Source organism: Paenibacillus montanisoli (genome assembly GCF_003268025.1).
GTDB lineage: Bacteria > Bacillota > Bacilli > Paenibacillales > Paenibacillaceae > Paenibacillus_Z > Paenibacillus_Z montanisoli.
Window position 1 is genome coordinate 388094 of sequence record NZ_QLUW01000004.1, and the last position, 25223, is coordinate 413316.

General features: G+C 56.0%; 23 protein-coding genes and 1 pseudogene. 7 read left to right on the forward strand and 17 right to left on the reverse strand.

Annotated features, from left to right (window positions below; translation table 11 throughout):
* Positions 1–110 precede the first annotated feature (110 nt).
* Positions 111–1157, forward strand: coding sequence for an NAD(P)/FAD-dependent oxidoreductase (locus DL346_RS21430; RefSeq protein WP_112884661.1), 1047 nt, complete (start codon positions 111–113; stop codon positions 1155–1157).
* Between the two features lie 534 nt (positions 1158–1691).
* Here the strand turns inward: DL346_RS21430 and DL346_RS21440 are convergent.
* From DL346_RS21440 to DL346_RS21460, 5 genes are all read right to left on the reverse strand, one after another.
* Positions 1692–2867 carry a response regulator gene (locus DL346_RS21440; protein WP_112884662.1) on the reverse strand — a complete coding sequence of 392 codons (1176 nt, stop codon included), beginning with the start codon at positions 2865–2867 and terminating at the stop codon, positions 1692–1694.
* A complete protein-coding gene (locus DL346_RS21445; RefSeq protein WP_112884411.1) occupies positions 2845–4680 on the reverse strand; it encodes a cache domain-containing sensor histidine kinase in 1836 nt (611 codons plus the stop codon). Before DL346_RS21445 ends, DL346_RS21440 begins: the two co-directional genes overlap by 23 nt.
* Positions 4681–4710: 30 nt before the next feature.
* Positions 4711–5535 carry a carbohydrate ABC transporter permease gene (locus DL346_RS21450; RefSeq protein ID WP_112884412.1) on the reverse strand — a complete coding sequence of 275 codons (825 nt, stop codon included), beginning with the start codon at positions 5533–5535 and terminating at the stop codon, positions 4711–4713.
* A 17-nt stretch (positions 5536–5552) separates the two neighbouring features.
* Positions 5553–6443: a carbohydrate ABC transporter permease gene (locus DL346_RS21455; RefSeq protein WP_112884413.1), complete on the reverse strand. Its 891-nt coding sequence runs from the start codon at positions 6441–6443 to the stop codon at positions 5553–5555.
* 110 nt (positions 6444–6553) lie between these two features.
* On the reverse strand, positions 6554–7894 hold the full coding sequence (locus DL346_RS21460; protein WP_112884414.1) for an extracellular solute-binding protein: 1341 nt from the start codon (positions 7892–7894) through the stop codon (positions 6554–6556).
* A gap of 171 nt (positions 7895–8065) precedes the next feature.
* Here DL346_RS21460 and DL346_RS21465 point away from each other — a divergent pair, with 171 nt between their 5' ends.
* On the forward strand, positions 8066–8710 hold the full coding sequence (locus DL346_RS21465; protein ID WP_240633344.1) for a fumarylacetoacetate hydrolase family protein: 645 nt from the start codon (positions 8066–8068) through the stop codon (positions 8708–8710).
* Positions 8711–8860: 150 nt separating this feature from the next.
* On the opposite strand, the gene DL346_RS21470 is transcribed toward DL346_RS21465, so the two are convergent.
* The 4 genes from DL346_RS21470 to DL346_RS21480 form a co-directional block, all read right to left on the reverse strand.
* The gene (locus DL346_RS21470; RefSeq protein WP_112884415.1) at positions 8861–9346 is read right to left on the reverse strand and encodes a hypothetical protein; all 486 of its coding nucleotides are present in this window, start codon (positions 9344–9346) and stop codon (positions 8861–8863) included.
* Between the two features lie 169 nt (positions 9347–9515).
* Positions 9516–9815, reverse strand: coding sequence for a hypothetical protein (locus tag DL346_RS21475; protein WP_112884416.1), 300 nt, complete (start codon positions 9813–9815; stop codon positions 9516–9518).
* A gap of 143 nt (positions 9816–9958) precedes the next feature.
* Entirely contained in the window at positions 9959–10117 is a 159-nt protein-coding gene (locus DL346_RS29170; RefSeq protein WP_165822615.1) for a hypothetical protein, read from the reverse strand.
* An 86-nt stretch (positions 10118–10203) separates the two neighbouring features.
* On the reverse strand, positions 10204–10908 hold the full coding sequence (locus DL346_RS21480) for a pirin family protein (RefSeq protein WP_112884417.1): 705 nt from the start codon (positions 10906–10908) through the stop codon (positions 10204–10206).
* Between the two features lie 95 nt (positions 10909–11003).
* Between DL346_RS21480 and DL346_RS21485 the strand changes: the two genes are divergently transcribed.
* On the forward strand, positions 11004–11312 hold the full coding sequence (locus DL346_RS21485; protein WP_112884418.1) for a hypothetical protein: 309 nt from the start codon (positions 11004–11006) through the stop codon (positions 11310–11312).
* Between the two features lie 73 nt (positions 11313–11385).
* Positions 11386–12096, forward strand: a complete 711-nt coding sequence (locus tag DL346_RS21490; protein ID WP_112884419.1) for a DUF421 domain-containing protein — start codon at positions 11386–11388, stop codon at positions 12094–12096.
* A gap of 39 nt (positions 12097–12135) precedes the next feature.
* Here the strand turns inward: DL346_RS21490 and DL346_RS21495 are convergent, their stop codons facing one another.
* The gene (locus DL346_RS21495) at positions 12136–12372 is read right to left on the reverse strand and encodes a DUF6953 family protein (protein ID WP_240633345.1); all 237 of its coding nucleotides are present in this window, start codon (positions 12370–12372) and stop codon (positions 12136–12138) included.
* Between the two features lie 100 nt (positions 12373–12472).
* Here DL346_RS21495 and DL346_RS21500 point away from each other — a divergent pair, with 100 nt between their 5' ends.
* Both DL346_RS21500 and DL346_RS21505 read left to right on the forward strand, forming a co-directional pair.
* On the forward strand, positions 12473–13315 hold the full coding sequence (locus DL346_RS21500; RefSeq protein ID WP_112884421.1) for a prohibitin family protein: 843 nt from the start codon (positions 12473–12475) through the stop codon (positions 13313–13315).
* 442 nt (positions 13316–13757) lie between these two features.
* Positions 13758–14210 (forward strand): annotated as a pseudogene (locus tag DL346_RS21505) (MerR family transcriptional regulator); the annotation flags it as partial.
* 153 nt (positions 14211–14363) lie between these two features.
* On the opposite strand, the gene DL346_RS21510 reads toward DL346_RS21505, so the two are convergent.
* The 6 genes from DL346_RS21510 to pdaA all read right to left on the reverse strand — a co-directional run bounded on the left by DL346_RS21510 (position 14364) and on the right by pdaA (position 21655).
* A complete protein-coding gene (locus DL346_RS21510) occupies positions 14364–15566 on the reverse strand; it encodes an MFS transporter (protein ID WP_165822616.1) in 1203 nt (400 codons plus the stop codon).
* A gap of 27 nt (positions 15567–15593) precedes the next feature.
* A complete protein-coding gene (locus DL346_RS21515) occupies positions 15594–16916 on the reverse strand; it encodes a D-arabinono-1,4-lactone oxidase (RefSeq protein ID WP_240633346.1) in 1323 nt (440 codons plus the stop codon).
* Positions 16913–18112: an amino acid deaminase/aldolase gene (locus DL346_RS21520; RefSeq protein WP_112884424.1), complete on the reverse strand. Its 1200-nt coding sequence runs from the start codon at positions 18110–18112 to the stop codon at positions 16913–16915. The genes DL346_RS21515 and DL346_RS21520 overlap by 4 nt, the downstream gene beginning before the upstream one ends.
* Positions 18113–18130: 18 nt before the next feature.
* Positions 18131–19504, reverse strand: a complete 1374-nt coding sequence (locus DL346_RS21525) for an aldehyde dehydrogenase (protein ID WP_112884425.1) — start codon at positions 19502–19504, stop codon at positions 18131–18133.
* Between the two features lie 87 nt (positions 19505–19591).
* On the reverse strand, positions 19592–20650 hold the full coding sequence (locus DL346_RS21530; RefSeq protein WP_112884426.1) for a class I SAM-dependent methyltransferase: 1059 nt from the start codon (positions 20648–20650) through the stop codon (positions 19592–19594).
* A gap of 180 nt (positions 20651–20830) precedes the next feature.
* Positions 20831–21655 (reverse strand): delta-lactam-biosynthetic de-N-acetylase, encoded by an 825-nt coding sequence (pdaA, locus tag DL346_RS21535; RefSeq protein ID WP_112884427.1) that lies wholly within the window; start codon positions 21653–21655, stop codon positions 20831–20833.
* Between the two features lie 157 nt (positions 21656–21812).
* On the opposite strand from pdaA, the gene DL346_RS21540 reads away from it, so the two are divergent.
* Positions 21813–22028, forward strand: a complete 216-nt coding sequence (locus DL346_RS21540) for a hypothetical protein (RefSeq protein ID WP_112884428.1) — start codon at positions 21813–21815, stop codon at positions 22026–22028.
* A 61-nt stretch (positions 22029–22089) separates the two neighbouring features.
* Here DL346_RS21540 and DL346_RS21545 read toward each other — a convergent pair whose 3' ends face one another.
* A complete protein-coding gene (locus tag DL346_RS21545) occupies positions 22090–25215 on the reverse strand; it encodes an alpha-mannosidase (RefSeq protein ID WP_112884429.1) in 3126 nt (1041 codons plus the stop codon).
* Positions 25216–25223 lie beyond the last annotated feature (8 nt).

Consider the following 25223-nt stretch of genomic DNA (forward strand, 5'->3'; position numbering starts at 1 on the left):
ATCATGATTCACACTTTAATCCCGCTCCCCCTATTTGTCAACACCTTTTCTCGCGGGATGTTTCGACTTATTGGCAGAGCAGGACTTTATAGAAGAAAGTAGGAATGCGGATGAACACTCAGCTGGAACTATTCGATGTCACCATTATCGGTGGAGGTCCTGCCGGCCTTTACACGGCTTTCTATAGCGGGATGAGGGAGATGAAAACAAAGCTGATCGAAGCGCGCGAAGAGCTCGGCGGACGCATTCTCATCTATCCGGAGAAAATGATATGGGATGTTGGAGGACTGACGCCTACGCTCGGCGCCGATTTAATCGACCAGCTCGTAAAGCAAGCGATGACCTTCGAGCCGACGGTCGTGCTTGGCGAGCAAATCGTAGGGCTGGAGCGGCAGGAAGACGGCACGATCCTGCTTACCTCCGTAACCGGAGAGAAGCACTGGACGCGATCCGTGGTGCTGGCGATCGGCTATGGCATTCTGGAGCTGGCGAAGCTGGATATCGAGGGAGCGGACCGATTCGAGGTGACCAATCTGCACTATACGGTGCAATCGCTGGAGGAGTTCCGCGGGAAGCACGTGCTGATCTCAGGCGGCGGCGATTCCGCGGTCGATTGGGCGAACATGATCGAGCCGATTGCGGCCAGCTTGACCGTTGTGCATCGGCGCGGCCAGTTTGGCGGACATGAGCGCAGCGTAACGCGGATGAAGGCGTCGTCCGCCGCCGTACGGACGCCTTATGCGGTGCAGGCGCTGCATAGCAGCGACGGGAAGACGATCGATCGGGTGACGATCGCACATATGGAGACGGGGATAACGGAGCAAGTCAGGGTCGATGCCGTGATCGTAAACCATGGCCTGCGCTACAACTTCGGCCCTGTTCGCGACTGGGGACTTGAGATGGGCGATTGGCATGTGAACGTCAACGGCAAAATGGAGACGAATCTCGAAGGCGTCTTCGCAGCAGGCGACTTTGTCACGCACGGCAGCAAGGTGCACTTGATCGCCGGCACGTTCACCGACGCCGTGAACGCGGCGAACAGCGCGAAGGTTTATCTCGATCCCGCAGCCGACAAAACCGCGTACGTCTCCTCGCACAACTCGCGCTTCAAGGAGAAGAACCGCCAGCTCGGCGTCGCCGTTGAAGAAGGCCATTAGAGTGGGTGTGCTCTAGTGAAGTCTGGGGGCAAGGAAAACGCCTCGTTGTGCCTTCCCGCGATATGGCGGCCGAAAATCGAAAATCCGACTCTCATCGCCTATATATAGTCGATAAATAAGGATGAGAGTCGATATAGAAGATCTCTTGGAGTGCTTCTTACGACGAGATGGTGAATTCTGTGAGAATGAAGAGCTCTGGGAGCTCTACATTAGCCGAGATGGTGCATTTCGTGAGAATGAAGAGCTCTTGGAGCGCTTCATACGACGAGATGGTGCGTTCTGTGAGAATGTAGAGCTCTGGGAGCACTACATTAGCCGAGATGGTGCATTTCGTGAGAATGAAGAGCTCTGGGAGCTCTACATTGCCCGGAACGGTGACATTTCGCGAGAATGAAGTGCTCTGGGAGCTCTTCATTAGCCGAGATGGTGCAATTCGTGAGAATGAAGAGCTCTGGGAGCTCTACAGTATCGACTCTCAGACCTACGACGATACACTGAGGTTCTGCCGCAAAGTGTCGCCTCTCCGCGGCCGCCCTACCGTTCCGCCAAAAACTGCTGCCGGTACTCCGTCGGCGTTACGTTCATCTTCCGCCGGAACACCTGCGTGAAATGGCGCACGTCTGCGTAACCAATCCGCTCGGCGATCTCGGCGAGCCTCAGGCCCGACTGCTGCAGCAGCTCCTTTGCCTGCTCGATGCGCAGGCTGATGACGTATTCCTTGTACCCGTGCCCCGTCTTCTGCTTAAACAGCTGGCTGAAGTAGATCGGGTTCAAGAACACGACCGATGCCACCTTCTCAAGGGACAGCTCCTCGTTGTAGTGCGCCTTCAAATATTGCAGCGCTACCTCGATCGACTTGTCCCCGCTCCCCTCCGGCTTGTCTCCGCCAGCCGAAACCGGCGCCTGGCGCAACCGCCGCACCTCTGCCGGAATCCGGTCAAAAGAGCGAATGACACCGGACGAGGCAATGTGGAACGGTACCTTCAAATAATGGCCGAGATGCTTTTGGAGTTCCTGAAGCAGCTCTTCCTCCATGCGTTCGTCCTGAAACTGAGCAAGGCCAAGCAGACTCTGCCGGTCGAAGCTTACGACAAAGCCCTGCCCGTGGAGGTCAATCAGCTCGGAAAGCACATTTTCAATAATAAAATGCTCCAGCTGCACATTCTTGACCGCTTCCTCGATGTGCACCATGATCAAATGAAATTGCGGGTACCGGTCGATCAGCGGTCCGATATCCAAATTGCCGATATCCAGCCCCGAAGCTAACCGCTGAAACATCGCCTCCCGCAAATATTTGAGACTCGTCTTCAGCAGCTCGCCTTCGCGCGTAATCTCCGAATCGTGCCTCGCCTCGTCGGCCAGCTGGCCCATCAGTTCGACCAGACGCTGCTTGCCGATCGGCTTGAGCAAATAATCGCGCGCGCCAAGCCGTACCGCCTCCTGTGCGTACGAGAACTCCGAATGCGCCGAGATGACGACCCATTTGGCATGCGGGTATTTGCGCCGCGACATCTTCATGAACTCCAGCCCATTGATGCCCGGCATTAAAATATCGGTCAGCACGATATCGATCGGCTGGCTGTCCATCAGCTGAACAGCATCCTCCGCCGATGCCGCCAGATGGATTTCATAATCGGGAAAAGCCTTCTTAATGGTCCGTTTCACGCCTTCCCGAATGACGCTCTCGTCATCCGCGATGAGGATATTCACCGCCACCCGCAATTCCTCCTTCCTTCACAGCCGGCAGCAGCGGCACCGTAATAATGGCCGTCGTGCCTTGATTTAGTACGCTCCGCAGCTCCACGCCGTAAGCCTCTCCATACATATGCCGGAGCCGGCGCTGCAGGTTAACGAGACCGATTCCGCCGCCGGAATGACGCGCCCCCTTGCTCTCCTCGTGCACGACCGCTTCTTCCGGATTCTGCAAGGAAGCATTCAGCTTTGCAAGCGCCGCTCCCTCTATGCCTGCGCCGTTATCCTGCACCATGATGCGCAGCTTCAGCTCATCCGCCTCCGCGTACACTCGCAGCACGCCGCTCCGTTCGACTAACGGCTCGAGCCCGTATTTCACCGCGTTCTCGATAATCGGCTGCAGCGTCATTTTCGGCAGCGGGATACCGAGCCACTGCTCGGCCACATCGATATCGACGGTCAACCGCCCCTCCAGCCGCGTTACGATGATGGTAAGATAATGCTCGATTTGCTCGATCTCTTCCCGCAGGCTGACGGCCCCTTCATCCCAGTGGCTGCTGTATCGGAACAGCCGCGACAAAGACAGCACCACCTCACCAAGCCGGTCATGTCCTTTCTCGTCGAGCATCCAGTAGATCATATCGAGCGTGTTATACAGAAAATGCGGATTCACCTGCGATTGGAGGGCCTTCAGCTCCGCGTTCTTCTCGCTGACCGAAGAGATCTTCACCCGTTCAATGAGCTCGGCGATCTGGTTCACCATTTGATTGAACGAAGCGACCAAGATATTGATTTCCTGATAGGACGTCACGTTCAACGATCCCCGGAAATTCCCGATTTCCACCTGCTTCATCTCGGAGATCAGCCGCTTGAGCGGAGAGGAGATCGTCCGCGAGAACACCGAAGCGAGAATGGTGGCCACGAGCACCAGCGCGGCTGCGACAAGAACGAGAAATCGTTTTGTCTCCGTCAGCTCCACGTTGAGGTCCTGATCCGGCGTCACGCTGAGTACCGTCCAATCCGCGTAAGGCAGCTCGGTCGACACGATCAGCTGCTTATCCTGCTCGATGACAACCGGATCGCCGTCCTTCGGCCGCTGCTCCAAGCTGGCCAGCCACGGTTCGTCCCATGCTTTCGAGGTGGTGGAGATGAGCTTGCCTTCGCCTGACATCAAATAAACCTGGCTGTGCGCCCCAAGCTTTAAATTATCCATCGCCTTGAAGATCGCTTGCGGGCTTGTCTCGAAGAGCGCAACACCGACCCGCTTATGACTGTTAAGGTCAAAGATCGGCCGGGCAAATGCGAACACCGTCTGATTCTCGATCTGATCGATAATCGAGCGTTCAAATACGCCGAGCCAGACCATGCTGCCCGGTGACTCGTTCACCTTCCTGTACCAGTCGGCCTTAGCGTAATCGGGATCGATTACATTGCCGTAGTTGCCGTAGCTGTATACTTTCCCATAGTCCGTCAACACGTGAATGCCGATAAGGTCCTCCTTGGACAGGAATACCGCGCCAAGTATATTCGTAATGCTCCGCTCATTAAAATAATCGACAGCAGGGCTGTCGACTGGCGAAAGACTCAAAATCCGATTGAGATCGTTATTGCCGATGACGGATTTAGACATACTGTCGTAGCCTTTCAGGAGAAGGTCGAACAGGCCTGCCGTCTGCGAGACGTTCTGCTTCGCCAGGCCGCTCACCTTCTCATGAAATTGCACCGTCGTCCGGTTGTAGTATAAGATGCTGACGATCAGCACGATCGCTGACATGCTGAACAGGAACAGCACGAACAGCCGGTATTGAATGGAATGGAATCCGCGCGACACTTCCCTGATCCGCCTTTCCTGGCTGGCCTCTTACCCTTTCACCGCTCCGGCTACCATGCCCTTCGTAATCTTCTCGGAAAGGAAGAAGTACACGAGCATGACCGGCAGAGCGCCAAGCACGAGGTAAGCCCCGATTGCCCCGAAATTGGCATTGTACTGGCTAACAAAATTATAAATACCGAAAGGAAGAGTTTTCAAGCCCTCCGCGGATATAAAAGTTGCGGCCATAATGTATTCGTTCCAGATCGTAATGAAGGTTAGAATAACGACCGTCATAATCGGCGGCACCGAGATCGGTAAAATAATGCTGCGGAAAATCCGGTACACGCTCGCTCCGTCCATAAATGCCGATTCTTCGATTTCCGCCGGGATGCCTCTCATGAAGCCGCTTAGAATAAAGACGGCGATCGGCGTAGAAAACGCGATATACGGCAAGATGAGCGACCAGCGCGTATTCAAAATATGCAAGTTCTTAAAGATAACCATTAGCGGCAGCAGCGTCGCCTGCATCGGAATCATCATGCCGAGCAGGAAGACGAGCGTAACGATCGGCCCTAGCTTCCAACGGAAACGGGAAATCGCGTATGCGACCATCGAGCTTAACACGATGACGCAAATCAAAGTAACCGACGTGACGAGCACGCTATTGCCCAAGTACTTCAAATAATGGCCGCCTTTGTAAGCGTCCGTATAGTTGCCCCATTGCGGCGTGGTCGGAAGCGAGAAGAAGCTGCTGCCGAGAATTTGCTCGTTTGTTTTGAGCGAGTACATGATCAGCCAGAACAACGGGTAAATTTGCGTAACGACAAGGACCGAGAGAAGCAGATACACGAGCCCTTTTTTAACACTTGCCATGATTCTGTTCTCCCCTTCTAGGTGTATTTCGCTTCGACTTTTTTGAAGACGAAATTGATGACGACCGTAAACAACAAGCAAATGAATACAAGAATCGTTGCCAGCGCGCTGCCGTATCCGTATTTGAGAGACAGGAACGACATATTGTACATGTGCGTGGAAATCGTATCCGTCGCATGCGCCGGACCGCCGCCTGTCATCACCCAAACGAGGTCGAACGCCTGCAGGGAGCCGATGAACGCGAGCACGATCGAGATTTTGAAAATCGGAACTGCCATCGGGTACGTAATGTACCAATCGGATTTGAAGCCTTCCGCGCCGTCAATCTTGGCCGCTTCATATATTTCATTCGGAATGTTCTGCACCCCGGTATATTGGATAAGCAGATGGTAACCGAAATATTGCCAAAGGGATACAAAATACAAGCAGTACATCGCAAACTTCGGCTCCGTCAGCCAGCTATGCGTCCAGCTCTCGAGGCCAAGCGAAGTCAAAATGCCGTTGAGCATACCGCCCATTTCGGTTGGGTTGTAGATCGTTTTCCAAAGCTGTCCAATAATAACGACAGATAAAATAACAGGGACGAAATAAATCGATACGAGCGTATTCGCTTTGCGAACGTAACGGTTCATCAATGCTGCGATAAAAAGGCAGATCGGAATTTCAGCCATGGAAAACACGGCGTACATCAGCGTACGGCGAACGGACGGCCAGAAGTTCGTATCTTCGAAAAGGATCGTTTTAAAATTGTCGAGCCCGATAAATTTCGCCTTGTTGATGCTGTCCCAATCCAGCAAGCTGTCGTACACGGATACGACGATCGGAACAAACACGAGGCCGATGTAGAGAAGCAGGCACGGCAGGACGAAGACTGCAATTGTTCGAGCCGGGACTTTTAAAACATTCACGGGGGTTGCCTCCTGATTCGTTGGTCGGTGGTGATTGAAAAAGAAAGCCGTATTGCGGATGAAGACGCTAGGCTGCCCTCACCCGCAAACGACTTACAAAGTTTTATTAATTATTTGTTCGAGTCAAAAGCCGCTTGGTGTTCTTGCGCTACATTTGCAGGATCGACTTTTTGTACGAACATGTTTTGGATGCTGCTCAGGTGAACTTGAGCGATCGCGGGCTTCATGGTGTTGTCGAATGCCAGGTCGCCGCCTTTAACGCCTTTAAACAGTTCCAGAACGTCGATTGCAAGGTCGGAGTAGCCGGCTGCTTTGAAATCGCCTTCGATGATTTGGCCGCTGCCCACTGCGTTCTTCAGCTCGAATTGCTTTTTCGGCATGTTCAGCATGAAGTAGTTCAGGAAATCCTTCGTTTCTTGAAGATGCTCGCTGTTCGCGGAGATCGCGAATGCGGAGCCCGGAGCTAGCATGAATTGGTCTGGATCGCCTTTGCCGCCGACTGTCGGGAATTTGAATACGCCGACTTTGCCGCCAACGGAGGACGCGTCGATTGCGCCTGTTTCCCATGTGCCCATGATCATCATCGCCGCTTTGCCTGTTTTGAACAGGTTGCCTCCAGTGTTGTAGTCAACGGAGGTTGCGCCTTCGTTAAACGCTTTGGCTTGGATCAAGTCTTGGAACTTGGACACCGCGTCGGTGAACTCAGGATCGGTAAACTTCTTCTTGCCGTCCAATACGTCTTGCAGGAAGCCGGGGCCTCCGTTCGTGCGGAGCAGAACGTTCATGAACAAGAACGAGCCGGTCCATGAGTCTTTCTCGCCGATCGCGATCGGCGTGATGTTCTTAGCGCGGAGCGCTTTTACGTCTTCGATGAATTCTTCGTACGTCGCGGGAGGCGCCGTGATGCCTGCTTGCGCGAACAGATCTTTATTGTAGTAAACGACTTCGATGTTGTTGCCGTCCGGCAGCGCGTATACATTGCCGTCGAAGCTGTAATAGTCGAGAAGACCTTTTTGGAACGTATCTTTCAAGCCGTTTTGATCGATCATATCGTTAAGCGGTGCGAACAGGCCTGCATCGACAAACGGCTTCATTTGAGCGGAAGGGTTCACGATCGTAATGTCCGGCACTTCTTTGGAAGCGGCTTGCGTCTTCAGCTTCAGCTTCTGTTGGTCCGTGTTCAAGGAATCAAGCTCGATCTTGATGTTCGGGTGATCCTTTTGATATTGATCTACTAGCGCGTGAAGCATTTTATAAGAAGGCGTTTCCGGGTCTGGATAGATGTTTTGGAATGTGATTGTAACTTCTTTATCGCCTTTGTTTCCTGCGTTCGTGCCTGCGTTCGTATTGTCTGCGGTATTGTTTTCTTTCGTACCGCAAGCTGTCGCTCCCAAGAGCAGTGCTGCCGCCGATAGCGCGATTGCGGATGTCTTCATTGTTTTGCTTGCCATTTCTCTATTCCCCCTTGGGTTGTTATACGCTTATTATCTTGCACATAGCCCTTTGCAACAATGCGCGAAATCAAGGACTGAGGTTTGCTTTTTTAAGGTTGTGTGAAGAAACCGCCCCTTCGTGCTATGATGGTTCGTAGCGTTAAAAACAAGCGAAAGGACGTTATGCGTATGTCATCTGCTATGGAATCGATCCGCAATATTTATTGCGTTGGACGCAATTATGCGCTGCATGCGAAGGAGCTTGGGAACGAAGTGCCGGAGGAGCCGATCATCTTCTCGAAGCCGACGCACGCGCTCCATCCGGCCGTAGGCAAGCTGGAGCTGCCGGGCTCGATCGGCGATATTCATTTTGAGCTGGAGGTTGTCGTGCGTATCGGGACAAGCTATCGGCCCGGAATGAAGGCCGCGGAGCTCGTTGACGGCATCGCGCTCGGCATCGATCTGACCGCGCGCGACGTGCAGTCTCAGCTGAAGGAGAAGCGTCAGCCATGGCTGCTTTCGAAGGGGTTCGTCGGCTCGGCGGTGCTTGGGCCGTTCGTACCGTTCACGGGCATGGAGGACTTCACGCAGTTGACCTTCAGCCTGCTTAAGAATGAGGAGAAGGTGCAGGAAGGCTGCCCGAAGGACATGATCTTCTCGCTGCAGCAGCTCATTGACTTCATCGGAACTCGCCTCGGGCTGGGCGCCGGCGATGTCATCTACACCGGTACGCCTGCCGGCGTCGGCCCGCTCGCGGACGGCGACACGCTGGAGCTGCGACTTGCCGCCGGCGGCAAAGAAGAAACGTTCGGTCCCCTCTACGTGGACATGTAGATTTAAATGCGAATAGCGCCGCCCCGGTTGATTGGGGCGGCGCTTGTCGTTTGGGGCGATGAAGCGGATCGCGTTAGCAGCGCCGCATGCTGGCCCGATGTCAAAAATCGCGAAGAAAAAGGACAGCCCTCGGCCGAGGGCTGTCCTTTCTTACTCATACAACTTCAATGACGACAGCGTGATGGCCGCGACCCGGTCATTCTTGATCGCGAACTCCAGCGCAAGCCGCTTGTCCTTGTCGATATAGCCCATCGCGTCGCCTCGCGTATAGAAGCTGTTGCCGTACATCTTTTCTACGCCCTCCCTCGCCGAGCCGAGCTTGACGCCCTTGGCCGTTGCGAGCTTTGGGCCGGGCGAGTAGGCCAGTACCACGTTATCGAGCGAGCTGTACTGGAAGTTCTCGTACATGAACATGAAAATTCGGCCGTTATTCAAGGTCCGCTCCGGTTTGCCCGCCTGCGTGACGAGCTCCTGCTCCGAGACGCCGAGCCTCACCTTCTCATTTAGTTCCTGACTTAAATCCGTCGAATGCACAAGGTCGATATACGTCAGCGGCGTTTTGCTTTTGCCTCCGCAACCAGCGAGCAGCATCGCTGCGCCGCATAATAGCATCATTCCAACCAGCCATCGTTTCACTTCGTTCTACTCCCCTAATCAACAGCATGCCGCGAAGCTAACCTTTCGTGCCCGGACGCTTCCCACTATGATACCGTACAACGTATTGCCGGAATCTTCAACCCGGCAAACCGATCCGCCAGAAGAAAATAAGGCGCATCACCCCAGAATACGGGGAATGCGCCTATGCTTAGTGAGGGATATGCAGCCTGCCTTCTTCAATTAGTAACTCGATATTTTTATTAAAGGTGTACTTGATTACCGTTTTGTTTTCTTCATGTTCGATCTGCGAATCAATGACCCGTAACCCGTCATCACCCAAATTTCTTAATAAACGCTCAGCATTTTCAGGCATCACATCAATTTGCATTAATGGATCCGCATGTTCGAATATCTCCGTCACCACATCTCCACTTATTGAAATTTCCGGATCAGGTGACATAACGAATTTTTCAAATGCCTCAGACAAATGGTTTTCAATTTCGTTCAATTCAATCGACTCCTATCCCGCGATATCGCCCATATCATTGTTTCCTATAAAGGAATGGATAATGCGCCCGAACTTGTTGCCAATTATGAGGACAAATCAAAGAGCGCGGCTCCGGTTACCGGAACCACGCTCTATTTCGCTGCTTATTTGCCGGCCGCTGCGGCTCCGGTGCCTTCCGACTCTGCCGAGATCTGGTAGGCGACTAACACGATATTGCTGGATATCTGCTCGCGCAGCTCCGTTTCGAACTGCTGCAGCTGGGCGAGCTGCTGTCCGTCTAATTCAGCCGGTTTATAGTTCACGAGAGTTCCTCCACTCCATTGCTAGATTCGAAGTTACTCTCAGTGTTGACGGCATTAACGCTGCTTATGCAGTATCGGCATGCTTTTTAAGGCAAATCGATGAGCATAAACTGTGCGCCGTCCGGAGACGCGATCGCAAGCTCAGATAGATCGGTGATGCGCGCGGCATCGCTGCGGTTCAAGGCGTGCTCGCCGTTCAAGGTTACGCTGCCGCCATAGACGAACAGGTAGATTTTGCGCGCCGGATCTTGCTTGAAGGTCACGTTATTCCCGGCCTCGAGACGGGAGAGGTAGATCGTCAGATCCTGATGGATCGTGGCAATCCTGTCGCCTTGGATGCGCTTGGAGACGATCGGCAGCAGCCCGTTCCGCATCGCTTCTTGATCGAAGGTCTTTTGCTCATAGGACGGAGTAAGCCCCTTCTCTTCCGGCAGGAACCACAGCTGCATGATGTTGGCCGTTTCCGTTTCGGACGAATTAATCTCCGAATGCAGGATGCCCGTACCTGCGGTCATCCGCTGCACCTCGCCTACGCGAAGAACTTCTTTGCCTCCCGTATTATCTTCATGCGCCAGCTCGCCGCTGATCACAACGGACACGATCTCCATGTCGCGGTGCGGGTGAGTGCCGAATCCTTTGCCAGGCTGAATGTAATCTTCGTTAAATACGCGCAGCGGGCCGAAATTCATGTTGTTCGGGTCGTAATAATCGGCGAACGAGAAACTAAAATTAAACTGAAGCCATCCGATATTTCCGGAAAACCGGGATTCCGCCGGGTGGATCTGAATCATGCTCGAACACTCCTTTTTTTATGGGTTGCCGAACTCACTTACTTTATGTAAGTATGATAGTGTGCTATAGTTAGCTTTGTCAAGGAGGGATCCCTATGGACCATTTGTACATCCGGCACACGGTTGGAGGCCGGCTGTTTCTCGATTCCAAGCAGCATGAGCTACCCTTCTCCATCACGACCGCAGAGGGCCGGGAAGGCTGGAAGATCCGGATTCGCGAGGTGGATGAATCGATCGCAGGACCATTATGCCGGCACCACGATGAGTTGAATATTTTTGTAGTGGCGGATGGCGCGGTCGATCGCAAGACTTGGTATTATTCTACACATGGCCTCGTCGACTATGACGCGGCGGCACGGGAGCTCGTCATTTGGGCCGACGGCAAAATCGATTACAGCGTTTAGCGCCGCCTGGATTGGGTCTTCCCAAGCAGGTTAAACTACTGGAACAATCTTCTGCTGCAAGGAGAAGCGTCCAGTGAACACTACCATCGAAATCGTCATACGCACGGTCACCGCTTTTGCATTAATTATGATTATTGCACGAATTCTCGGGAAACAAACGATCACCCAATTGACCTACCACGACTTTGTTTCCACGATCACGCTCGGCGCGATTACAGCAAATCTGGCCTTTAATACCGATCTTAAATCGTGGAACCAAGTTACGTCCCTGCTCACGTTCAGCGGTATCGCTTTCATCGTCGCCGTCGTCTCGCTGCGAAACAGACACTTGCGCAAATGGGTATCCGGCAGGCCTACGATCGTGATGGAAGACGGCAAAATTTTAGAGCACAATCTCAGAAAGCTGCGTTTTACGTTGGATACGCTCAATCAAGAGCTGCGGGAAAAGGACATTTTCGACATAAACGAAGTGGAATACGCCGTTCTGGAGCTGAACGGCAAGCTGTCCGTGCTCAAGAAGCCGCAATATCGGCAAGTGACCAAATCGGATTTGGCCATCAAGACCCCGTCCTATAACCACTTTCCAATCGAGTTGATTATGGACGGAAAACCCGCCATTACGAATTTGGAGAACAGCGGGCTAGATCAAGATTGGCTTAACAAGCAGCTGAAGAAACGGGGCCTGACCTTGGAAGAGGTCTGTTATGCCGTCAAAGGGACGAACGGATCCGTCTATTTCGATTTATACCGCGACCAATTAAAGCATCCCATCAACACGGAATAGCAGTGGCCTTCTCGCAATTCGTTGGTAGCCGCATGTCCGCTAGACCCATCCCCAAAAGAACCCGTCTCGCTCCCAAGCTGCGCGCCCGCCGTGCAGCTTTTTGAATATTTTCTTCACTTCCTTGTCGATGGACTCGTTGCCGTTCTCATTGACATAGATAAAGCGCTCGCCGAAATGCGCCCGAATGTGCGCGACCGCCTGCTCCTGGCGCAGTATGCCTGCCGATTGCAGCTCTCGTACCATCCACTCTGCCACTTCCTGCGCGGTATGCTCCAATTTGTACGCCTCCTTCATTCCTTTAATGTTGAACCTTTTTTCATGCAGCCTCGTATGTATCCCTAGAATGCGCATAGCTATCAATGAGGAGGGGTCACCCATGCATGTTGTTGAACCGAATCCGGTGAAAAAAATGAGTTTGAAGCCTTACATTCTGATCGGCCTGTTGATTGTCGCCGGTCTCATCGTCGCCTTTAATGGCTTTCAGACCGTCCAGTACGGCAACGTCGGCTTATACAAAACGTTCGGCAAATTGAATGATAACATACTGGCGCCGGGCATTCACATGAAGATCCCGTTCGTGCAGACGATTATTCAGGTGAACGTGCAGGTACAGAAGACGGAAACGGATACGAGCGCGTCCTCGAAGGATTTGCAGCCGGTGTCGACGCATGTGGCCGTCAACTATTCCGTCGATAAAGAAGCGGCCTACAAGCTGATGAACAACGTTGGCGGCTCGTTCGGCAGCGTCATCGTGAACCCTGCCATTCAGGAAATCGTCAAGGAAGTGACCGCGCGCTATCCTGCGGAAGACCTGATCGCCAAGCGCGACATCGTTGCCGGCGAAATCCGGGAGCACCTGACAAATCGTCTTGCAAAGTACAATTTGATCGTAAACGACATTAATATCGTCAACTTTAAGTTCTCCGATGCGTTCAACCAATCGATCGAGGCGAAGCAGGTAGCGCAGCAGCAGGCGCTCAAGGCCGAGAACGACCTGAAGCGGATCCAGATTGAAGCGAAGCAAAAGGTCGCTCAGGCGCAAGCCGAGGCGGAGTCGCTGAAGCTGAAGAAGCAGGAGGTTACGCCGGAGCTGATCCAGCTTAAGCAGATCGAGGTGCAAGAGAAGGCCTTGGACAAATGGGACGGCAGACTGCCGAGCGTCACCGGCGGCGCGACGCCATTCATCGACGTGGACAGCTTCGCTGGCAGCGGGAAGTAGGCGGAGTTGGCGCTTGGCGTCGGGCGGAGGCTCGCGCTCGAGCGCGAAGGATTTGGGGCTGAGCATCGGAGTTTTCGGCGCTCGGCTTTGTTTTTGCGCCCGATGCGGGGGCGAGAGTCGGGGTATTCGACGCTCGTTGTCGGCGTCAGGAGGGCGTTGGTTAGTTTGGGGGCTGAGTGCACGTTTTCGTGCTCTCGGCTTCTTTAGTTTCCGGCGTACCTGCGGTAACCACATGAACCAAGAAGAAGCATCCGGCGGCTCCACCTGCCGAGTTATCCTGTGAAATGCGGTGAAACTTGGCGAACGGCAAGCGCCGGTCACGCGCGATAGTTCCCGCAAAACCACTTTGTTTAGCGAATCGGCACTTCCTTTGTCACCCTTGCAGGGAGTGGCCCGGAGAGCGCGAATTACGTATGCATCCCAACCGAACGGAGTGATAGGAATGGTACTTGTCAAAAGCAAGGATGCAGCTGAGACGTTGAACGTCAGCCAAACCACGGTCAAACGCTGGGCTTCCCACTTCCACAATTATTTCCAGAAGGATCGCCTTGGGCATTATGTTTTCACCCAGCAGGACCTCGCGATGCTTGGCTATATCAAGGAGGCGCTTGAGCGCGGCGATACGATGGACATGATCGTTCTGCCCGAGTCCGAGCCCGAGTCGGAGCCCGCACAGCTGCAAGCGGCCGAGCTCCAGACCGCGAACGGACCCGGCCAGCAAATCGCTGCTGCTAACGAATCCTCCAGCGAACTAAGCGAGATCTATTTCCGTCTGGAGCAGGTGGAGTACAAGGTGGAACAAAAGGCCGACGAGGTTGTTACGACGCAACTTTTGCAGCACCGCTCGGAACTAGAGGAGCTCCGCCGCCTGATCGATCACCTTGCAACTGCGATAGAAAACGCTAAACAGCCGATTCCGATGCCGGGCAAAGCCCACGCCGCCGGTACGGCCGCCGCCGAAGTCGCCGCTGCATCCGCAGCACCGGATTTCGCTGCGCCAGCATTTCCGGCTCCCGCTTCGACCCGCAAACGCAGCCTGTTCCGTTCCCTATTCGTCTGGTTTTGATGGCCGCCCCTCAGGCTGCGCAGGAAAGCGAAGGGCAAACGGCACGATAAGCGCCGTCACGACCACGAGCGCGCCGATCGCGATGGCACGTTCCTCCAAGAGCAGCTGCACAAGCAGCGAGAGCACGATGCCGCCGAGATTGCCGAACAGCAGCAGCAGTCCCGTAACGGCGCCGGCTGAGCGCGGCTCTGCTTTGGCTTCGGCGAACGCGAGCACAATAGGAAGATCCGCCAGCAGAAGCAAGCCGGCCAATCCGAGCAGCACCATGAACAGCCAGTACGGCATGCCGGCCGCCAAGCAGACAAGCAGCACGGCGCTGACTGCAAGGGAAAGCACCAGCAGCGTTCTAGCCCGATGCCCGCGCATGGCCAAATTCGGTAAAACCGCCGCGCCGGCGATGCCTGCCGCCGTCATCAAACCTAGGCCGGTCCCGACCTGCACCGAATTGTATCCGATTCCATCCGCCAGCACCTCAAGCCAAGTTGCGAGTGTAATAAAGATCCCGAAGCCTGCAAACAGCAGAAGGCTGAACAGGCGAACCCACCGCGCTGACCAAATCTCCCGCAAAGCGAGAACCGCCGGCGTGCGCTCCGCATCTGCAGCCGTCTCCGCATACAAAGGAGCCGAGCGCAGAAGCGCCATCGTCAACGCGATGCCGGCAGCGGCGCTAACTGCCGCTTGCGTCCATAACACGGCCGGCAGCCCGCCCCATTCCATCAGAAACGGCACCGTCACGTTCGAAATCATAATTCCGGCAAACAAGCTGGCAGTACCTGCCGCAATAGCTGCAGGACGATTAGGCGGTGCCGCATAAAGCACCGCTATTTTATTGACGGCGTTCAACACCAGCGGCTGTCCGACGGCAATCACGAACTGGCCGGCAAGCGCGAATGGGTAGCCGGGAACGAGCCGGATCGCCGCTCCGGCAGCCGTAAGCCCTGCTCCCCAAATAAGCGCCCCGCGGAAGCTGCGGTCCGCCGCTATGCCAAACGGAATAGACAATAGCACGTACACAAGCGGGAAAACGAGAGACAGCCAGCCGATGGCGTCAACCGATACGCCCCACAGCGCCGCGGTATCGGTCGTAATGGGCGTAAACGTCACCCATAGCAGCTGCGTCGCCGCTGCCACGCAAGCGTAGGCAGCGATAACCGGCCAGCGTGTAACGGTTTCGATCCGGTTCAAGCGCAAGTCCCCCTTACGCGCGGCATGTTATGCTTCCGAAACGCCGAACAACTTTTCCAAATAAGGGTTCAGCAGTACGCCTTCCGGGTCATACTGAGCCCGAACCCGGGCAAACGGCTCCCACATCGGATATAGCCCCTTCAGTTGTGACGCGTGAAGCGAATGCATTTTCCCCCAATGCGGCCGCCCGCCGTAGCGCAGAAAGATCCGCTCCATCGCGGCAAAATAAGGCGCATACGTCATCCCCTTATACATATGAACGGCGATATACGCCGAATCCCTTCCATACGCAGGGCTCAGCCAGATATCGTCGCCCCGGGCATAACGGCACTCGATCGGAAAATGAACCGCAAACCGATTGCGCGCCATCACCGCGCGCATCTCTTCAATAACCGCGGGCATCGCATCGGCCGGGAGATTGTACTCCATCTCGTTGAATCGGACAAGCCGCTTCGTTGCGAACAGACGATGGCTGTAATCCACCCTGCTGCCTACGGGAACCTGTGAAGCAGAGAAGCGGCTGATAGGCGCGCACAACTCCGGGAAACGCCGGCACAACCCGGAAAGCAGGCCGAAGGCCGCGTTCTCCAACAGCACGTCGCTGACGTAGTCGCGCACCCGGCGCGAGGAGACGGGCTCGTCCGTTTCATCCATGGTTTTAAGCTGGCATGGATCAGCGTAGGGGAACCAGTAGAACTCGAAATGCCGGTGCGCATCCGCAAGCGCCGGCAGCTGCTCTAAGCATGTCGAGAGCGGTACCCGCCTGCTCTCGTAGCGCATTTTGAAGGCGGAGCGCAGCTTCAGCTTCACCTGCACGATAATGCCGAGCGCGCCTAGCGACACCTGCATCGCCCGGAACGCTTCCGGGTGCGAATCCATCGTGCATTCGATCACCTCGCCCGTTCCCGTCACAAGCGTCAGCCCCGCCACCTGCGTCGCGATATTTCCGAACTGCCGTCCTGTTCCGTGCGTACCGGTGCTTATGGCCCCGGCGATCGATTGAACATCGATGTCGCCCAAGTTCTCTTGCGCCAGGCCCTGCCGGAACAGAAGCTCGCCAAGCAGCTTCAGCTTCGTGCCGGCCCACACGGTAGCGGTCCCGCCCACGGCATCGATCTCCACTAAGCCCTGCATCCGGTCAAGCGAAACGAGCACATCGGAGGCCGCAGCAATCGGCGTAAACGAATGCCCCGTGCCGACGACCCGCAGCCTCCGGCCTTCACGCCGGCACATCTGTACCGCTTCGACGACCGCCTCAATCGAATCGGGATACAGCACCATCTGCGGCGAAGCCTGGACGGAGCCTGACCAGTTCGACCATGCGATCCGCATTGCAGCATGTCCATTCATACAAAACAAGCCCCCATTCCGCGATAGGTCGCATACTCCGCTACAATTTGCCCTTTGGATACCGCATAAAGCTTCATGAATCGCTCGCACAGCTCGCCTGCCTTGGCATGCCTGAAGAACACCGGATCGCCGATCGCAAGCTGGTCCCCGCTCTTCACGCGCAGCGGCGTCTGAACCTCGCCCGCGCCTTCAAGCGGAAACTGCTCCAGCCCCTCAGGCAAATACACCTTAGCCCCCTTCTCGGCGCCAACAGCTCCGGAGGCCGTATAGCCGCCGCCCATGCAGGTGACGATATCCGGCCTTGGACGCCGCACTACTTCGACGGCATACGCTGCCGCAGGCTCATAACGGAATGCGGCATAATGGTCGAACAAGCCCGGCGCATAGAAGCCGGATCCTGCCGTAATCTCCGTGACGCACGGCTCCAGACGCGAGCTGTCCAGGCTGCCGGTCCCGCCCGCGTTCACGAAGCGCAGCTCCGCCCCCAGCTGGACCAGCCCATCCACCACTTCTCGTCGACGCGAGGCAACCTCCGATACCGACCGCTTCTTGAGCCATCGAATAATCCGATTCTTCAGCGGCTTGCCAGGCATATTGTCGCCGACCCCGGCAACCTGCGCCTCATAGCCCATAATTCCCTCAAGCTTCAGCCAAGGGGAAGCCATGATCCGCTCCGCGACCGGCCGCACTTGCTCCCAAGCCGACAGCGGCGAGCGCCAGACGCCGAAATGCAAGCCGGGATAATCGGCCGACATGTCGATATCCAAACAAAGCGGCACAACAACGCCGCGCTCGGCCGCGAGCCTTTCGATCTGCCGTACATGCTCCTCACAGTCCACCATGAACGTAATGGAGCGCCCTGCTTCAATGTGCGCGATAAGCTCGCCAAGACGCTCCGCTTGCCATTGCGGATAGCCAAGCAGCAGATCGTCGAACCCTTCGCGCGCAAGCAGCGACGCTTCGTCAGCCGTGTAGCACATGATCCCCTGGTAGACCTCAGGCGCGCTGCCTTGAATTCGCCGCATCACGTCCGCGCAGCGGATCGATTTGCTCGCGATTCTTACTTTTTTGCTCCCTGCCGCCTGTGCGATCGAGGCGATGTTCCGATCCAGCAGATCCAGATCGACGAAAGCAAACGGCTTCGGCACCCGCTCGAAGACCGTTTTATAGTACGCATAGGCTTCGGTTGCCTTCATGGATAGCTGCCTTCCTCTCTACGGCTTCATAAGCATGCGGATGATTTTGATCCCATTCTTAAAGGAGGGGTAGCGGAACGGAAAATCGAACGCCGTCGTCTGCTTCAGCACGCTCTTCATATGCGAGAACGTCCGGAAGCTATACTCGCCGTGGTAGCTGCCGATGCCGCTTTGCCCGACGCCGCCGAATGGCAAATACGGCGAACCAAGGTGCAGCATCGTATCGTTAATGCAGCCGCCGCCGAAGGAAATGCTTGACGTAAACTGCCGTTGAACCGCCTCGTTTTGGCTGAACACATACAGCGCGAGCGGCCTTGGCCGCGCATTCACGAGCGCGATCGCTTCCTGCGGGTCCTCGTAGGTGAACACGGGCAGAATCGGTCCGAAGATTTCCTCCTGCATGACCGGAGAGCTCCATGCGACATCCTCGAGTATGGTCGGGGCGATGCGCAGCGACTCGTCATCCGAACCGCCGCCGATTACGGCCTTGCCGTCTTGAAGGAAGGATTTAAGCCGCTCGTAGTGACGCCGCGAGGCGATGCGGCCATAGTCCGGATGCTTTAGCGGCTCTTCGCCGTAGAAAGACGTTACCGCTTGGCCGATAGCCTCAAGGAGCGCGCCTTTTACGCTGCGGTGCACGAGCAAATAGTCCGGCGCCACGCAGGTTTGCCCGCTGTTCAGAAACTTGCCGAAGGCGATGCGTCTGGCCGCAAGCGCAATGGAAGCATCGTGATGAACGATGCAAGGGGATTTGCCGCCGAGCTCCAGCGTGACGGGCGTCAAATTAGGCGCGGCGGCCGCCATTACGAGTTTGCCGACAGCCGTGCCGCCCGTGTAGAAAATATGATCGAAAGGCAGCCCTACCAGCTCGCGGCTCGTCTCTGCGCCGCCTTGGACGACGGTGATATATTCGGGCTGGAAGCTTTCGGCTGCCAGAGATTCGAGCACGCCTGAGATTGCGGGCGATAATTCCGAAGGCTTTAAAATCGCCGTGTTGCCGGCGGCGATCGCGCCGATTAATGGCGTTAAAGTTAAATTGAACGGATAATTCCAAGGGGAAATAATAAGTACCGAGCCGAGCGGCTCCGGCATGATCGTGCTGCGGCTGCCCAAGTGGGTCATCGGTGTCCTGACCCGCTTCGGCTTCATCCATGCGCGAAGATGCTTGATAGCGAAGTTGATTTCGGTGTAGAAAGGGCCGATTTCTAGCGTGTACGCTTCATGCTCGCTCTTATTAAGATCGGCACGAAGCGCCGCCAATATAGCAGCCTCCCGTTCCGCGACGGCCTGCTTCAATTTCTTTAGCTGCGTTAATCGAAAAGCGTAACTGCGGCTTTCCCCGGTTCGAAACCAGGCCTGCTGCCGCTCCAGCAGCTGATGAACATTAGCCATGCGATCCCATCCCCTGCTCTCGGGGCACCTGCTATTGAAGGCGCCTTTATTTTGTAAGCACTTACACAAATCGATATCGTAAAACCGCTACCGTGCCTGTGCGATCACCGCGTTATGCGCCTTGATGAATCCGTGACGGATGATATTGAATCCATTCTCGTATATATAGAGTCCCATCTGCTCCACCGTCATGAGCTCCCGGTAGGTGTGGTTCATAATGTCCGCCATAATGACGTAGAACAACCGGCTCTTCCATTGGTTGCGCGGGGTCGTGAAGATCGCATAGCCGCCGTCCTTCAGAAATTTGCGGTGCCAATCGACCGCCTCCGGCTTATAAGCATCCGGAAAATGCTCCAGCAAGCCGACCGACAGCACAATATCGAAGCTCTTGCCGAACGTCAGATTGCGGATGTCATCCACGACATACTCGATGTTGAAATCCGGCTTGTAGTAAACCTTCGTCCCGCCTGTCTCCTTGCTTGAGCCAAGGAACGGATAGGAGTCGGGAAACTCGCCGTGACGTACCGTTTTGCAATATTCATCATAGTCGACGAGCACAACCTCGGCCCCCGGATAAAGCGCCGCCAGCTGCATCGCTTCATAGCCTTCCGCCGCACCGAGAAACAGAATGCGCGGACGCTCCACATTCAAGCCTTCGAACAGCGACCGTTTGCCCCTTGGATCCCATACGCCATCCTGAATGCGGTGCACATAATTCCACAGATGATGGCGGGCAACATCCCCGAGCGCCGCACTGATCTCAGACGGCTTGAACGAAGCCAGACTGCGCAAGAACGCCGCCTGCGCGCCGCTGATTTCCGCCGGCATATCCTTGTCGAACCACTCGTGAAACGCTTTGTTGAAATACTGCCAGGACGTCTTGGCATCCATCGGCTTCGCGTGCTCCCGTTCCCACTTCTTGCGGGCTTCCGACATGCTGCGAACCTCGTAAGGCTTGCCCACGCGGTCCCACGTCAGCTGCGACCAGTCTTTAACCGTGTTCACCCGGATGAACTTCTCGTATGCCTTATCCTTGTGCGGCCGAAGATCGACGCGGAAGGAAGGCTTCAGCTCCGTCAAGCCAAGCTGCTGCTCGGAATATGGCTGCTTGGCGCGGCTGCCGAGAACCGGCTTTGCTTTACTCATGGCTCGCTCACCTCGTCAATGATGATCAACTTTACCTATGAGTATAGCATCAGCCGAGCGAAAAATTTAGCTTTTTATTCATAGCGGAGCTGCACCGGCTGTTTGCGGTTCCATGTTCCGATCAACCCTTATGCCGACAATAAAAAAAGGCGTCCGCGGACGCCTCTTTCGGCTTACAACTCAATAGGTTTTGGTCCCCAGCTCCGTAAGCGGCTTGAACGTATAGCCCTGCTGCCTGGCTGAGTCGATGATTTGCGGCAATGCATCCGTATTGTCCTTGGACACGCTGTGCAGCAAGATCACCGCTCCGGGATGAAGCTGCTTCATCACATTATCGTACGCATAGCGCCAGCCGCGCTGGGCGCTCGGCTCCCAATCGCGATAGGCGACAGACCAGAAGACGCTCGTATACCCCTGCTCCTTGCTGACCGCGAGCACCCGGCTGTTGAAAATGCCTCTCGGCGGGCGCAGAAACCGCATCTCCTGCTGTCCGGTCAGCTCCGCGACGGCGGTCTTCACCCTCGAAAGCTCCGTTTGGATTTGGTTGTCCGATATGACGCTCATGTCGGGGTGGCTCCAGGAATGGTTGCCGACGAGATGCCCTTCCGCGACCATCCGCTTCACAAGATCCGGCTTGTCCTTCACATAGTGCCCGGTGATAAAGAAGATCGCGGGAACTCCCTTCTCCTTCAGCACATCCAGAATCCGGCCTGTATAGCCATTCTCGTAGCCGTTGTCAAAGGTCAAATACAGTTCCTTCTGCTTGGTATCCCCGAGGAAAATCGCGCCGTGCTGCTCCAGAATCGGCTGGAAACCTTCTTCTCTAATGGAGGGCAGCGAGCCGCCTACGCTCTTCTTGAAGCCAAAATGGTACGGGCCGCCGTGTGGCGCCGATGAACCCGACGCCTGTGCCGGACCCGCCGAAGCATACGCCGTCAACAGGACGAGCGCTGCCAGCACGCAGGACCATGCCAGGCGGCGCCGGCCGCGTTTACGTTGGATCATGATGTTCGTTCACCGCTTTCTTCTCGCATGTTGCGTGCTGCATGTTGAAGCCATACAATGCTTACTTTGTCCCGACCCGCTGGAAATTATGTGCATTCTGTTGTCTTGGCGCAGGCTATGTTAAAATAAGCGAATCAACTGCTGAGGAGGGCATTTCATGGCCTTGTACCGCCGTCTGCTGACGGACGCCGATTTCACCGAGGCAATGGAGCGCCAGTTCAAGCTTCGCGTGTACAAAGACGATCTGATCGTCGACTCCGGCGGCGTCATTATCCGTTTTGACGACACGACGGTCGTCAGCCAATCCGGCGTCAGCGACATCACCTATCACGAGCGCTCCGCCTGCGAATTTTTCGAGATCCGCAGAAGGTAGCAGAAACGAAAGAACCTTCATCCCCGTGCAGCAAAGGATGAAGGTTCTTTTCTTTCCGCAGCTAGAATGCCAGCTTCACGGATTTGATTTCGAACGGCTTGAACGACAGGCGAAGGCGCCCGTCCTGATCGATATTGCACGGCTCCAGCTCATCCTCGAGCAGGTTAACGATGAAAGCCTGCGTTGCTCCCTTTGGAAGCTTAACGGAAATCTTGTCGCGGCTGCCCGTTGATTCATAGAAACGCAGGATCGTCCCTTCGCCGCGTTCGGCAGGCTTGACCGTATCGAGCATGACGGTCCGGCTGTCCAGCTCCAGCAGCGATGCGGTCGCCGGCAGCTTACCGCGGCCCGCGCCGGGAAGCTGCACCGCAATGGCCGGCTGGTTCAATTCCGCGGCTCTGCGCACGACTTCGGCTCTGCGCCAGTCATACTCATGCGGCAGGAGCGAGTAAGTGAACTCATGCTCGCCCAAGTCTGCCGTAACGTCCGGCCATTTCGGCGCGCGCAGCAGCGACAGGCGCAGTACGCCGTCTTTCACGTCGTAGCCGTATTTGCTGTCGTTCATCAGGCTGACGCCGTAGCCGCCTTCGGAAAGATCCGCCCAGCGGTGGCCGCATACCTCGAACTGCGCCTGCTCCCAGCTCGTATTGCGGTGCGACGGCCGCTCCAGCGCGCCGAACGGAATTTCGTACGCCGCCTTCGAAGCTACGATATCGACCGGAAACGCCACCTTCAGCAGCTTGTGGCTTTCCTGCCAATGGACGCGCGTCTTGAAGTCGACCCGCTTCTGGTGATGGTGGAGGATCAGATCCTGCTCGATCCGGGATTGGCCAAGCCGCCATTCGAAGCGGATCACATCCGCCGCTTCGCCGGAGACTACTACTCGCTTGTCGACCAGCTCCGCTTCGCCTGCCCGGTTCTGCTCGAACTTCGGATCGATGTCCCATGCATCCCAGTACGTCGGTTTGTCATGGAAGAATTGCAGCTCGTTTGCCTTCGCGCCGGAAGGGAGAAGCTCGCGGTCCGCCGCCTTGTCGAGCCATCGTACGATTTCGCCGCGCTCGTTGAACTCCAGCTTGTAGTGCGCGGTTTCCCAAGCATCGAGCGTATCGGCTGCTTTGACGGCGGCTTCCGGCTTGGCCGATGCTTTACGCAGCCAGATCGTCTTGTAGCCGAAAGCCGGAATCGCCGGAACGGCTACCGACAAAGCATATGGGCTGCCAGCGTCGGCCGGTAGCTCCGTCAAATCCGCGGGCAGGCGATTGCCCGACTCGTCAAACGCGCAGACGTCCGCCAGCTCTGTGCCTCCCTCGATAACAACCGTATCATTTCGCTCCCAGCCAAGGCTGTTGAACACGGCATAAGCGGTTCCTTCTTGGCCTTCGCTGCCGATCTGGCCGGCCAGCGCCTGCAGCGACGCGGACAGCTCCCCGTTCCCGAGCGCGAAGATTTTCTCGTATTCCGAGGCCGACGTCTCGTACGTTTCCGTAATCGCCGTGCCCGGAATAATGTCATGGAACTGATTCAGCAGCATCAGCTTCCAGCCCTCCTCCAGCGCATCCGAACTACCGGCCTCACCTGCATACACCCGTGCCATCGAGCGCCAAATCTCCGCTTCGCGGTAAAGCACCTCCGCCTTACGGTTGCTCCGCTTGTTGCGGCCGTGCGTCGTCAGCGTGCCGCGGTGCAGTTCCAAGTACAAGTCGCCATGCCATTCCGGCAGCGTCTGCGCGATCGCTTCCACCGATTCGAAGAAAGCGCCTGCCGTGCTGAAGCTGCTCGCCGGGAGACCCGGCATAAGCGGACTGCGGTGAACGGATTCAACCATTTGCCGCGTCACGCCGCCCCCGCCGTCGCCATGCCCGTACAGCAGCATCAGCTCGTCCAGCTTGTCCTTTTGCCGGTATGCCTGCCAATGCTCCTTGACGTCCTTCGGGCTCGTGCTCTCGTTGACGCCATGATTCGAATACGAGACGATCGGGGTGCCGTCGATGCCGACCCAGCGGAACAGCTCATACGGAAATTTGTTCGTGTCGTTCCAGCCCAGCTTCGTCGTCATGAAATAATCGACGCCGGCCAGCTTGAGCAGCTGCGGCAGCGACGCGCAGTAGCCGAACGTGTCCGGCAGCCATTCGATATGCGAGCTTTTCCCAAATTCGTCCCGGTAGAAGAGCTGGCCGTAGAGCATTTGGCGAACGAGCGACTCTCCGCTTGGAATATTCAAATCCGGCTCGACCCACATGCCTCCGACAAGCTCCCACCGCCCGTCGGCAACCGCTTGCTTCACCTTTTCGTAGAGTGCCGGATCATGCTCCTTCACGAAGGCATACAACAGCGGCTGGCTCTGGGTGTAGATGAAGTCCGGATATTCTTCGATGAGGGACGTCATCGTCGAGAACGTCCTGCTGGCTTTGCGGACGGTCTCCCTTACGGGCCATAGCCACGCGATGTCGATATGGGACTGGCCGACCATGTGCATTTTGCCCTGCAGCGGGCCGCCTGACGGGAACCGCTCGCTTACGCGTTCCACGAAACGCCGCTCCATGGCGCCTACCAGCTCGCCATCTTGCCAGCTATCCTCCGGCAATCCGTCCACTTCGTTCATCGTTGCATAAAGCAGCTCCAGCATTTGCTGGCGTCCGTAATCTCCCTCCGGCAGCAGGCGCATCGTTTCATAAACCGCCTGCACGTTGTACAGCAAGCTTTGCGCCGGTTTATTGACGCGAACCAGCTTGATGTCATAATGGGTAACCGGACTTATAACCGGCGCCTGGTTGTTCAGCGGATCGACCGGCTCCGGAATCGGATCCATCAATTCGATTTCCAGCAGCGGCTCCAGTCCGACGCCCTCCAGGTAAAGCGGCACGAAATTGTGGTTGCGGTCCAGCCCGTGATAGGATGCGCCATTGACCCGCAGCAAGCCTTCGCCTCCGCCGCTGACGGTCAATCCCGCCGTTCCGTGCGGCCACTCGGACGGAATCGAAATCCGCTTGCTTAAGAAATACGTAATGCCATGCTTGCCGTCCAGACGCATGTCCCGCAGGATGCTCTCCTGTCCGCCTTCAATCGGCTCGTATTCGCCCGGCAATCCGTAGCGGACCTTTCTCATCTTCCAATCCAGCAGCGGCAGCGCTTCTGCCCATTGACGCTCCGATAAGCTTCGAATAAAACGGTGAATTCGATTCATGGTTCCTC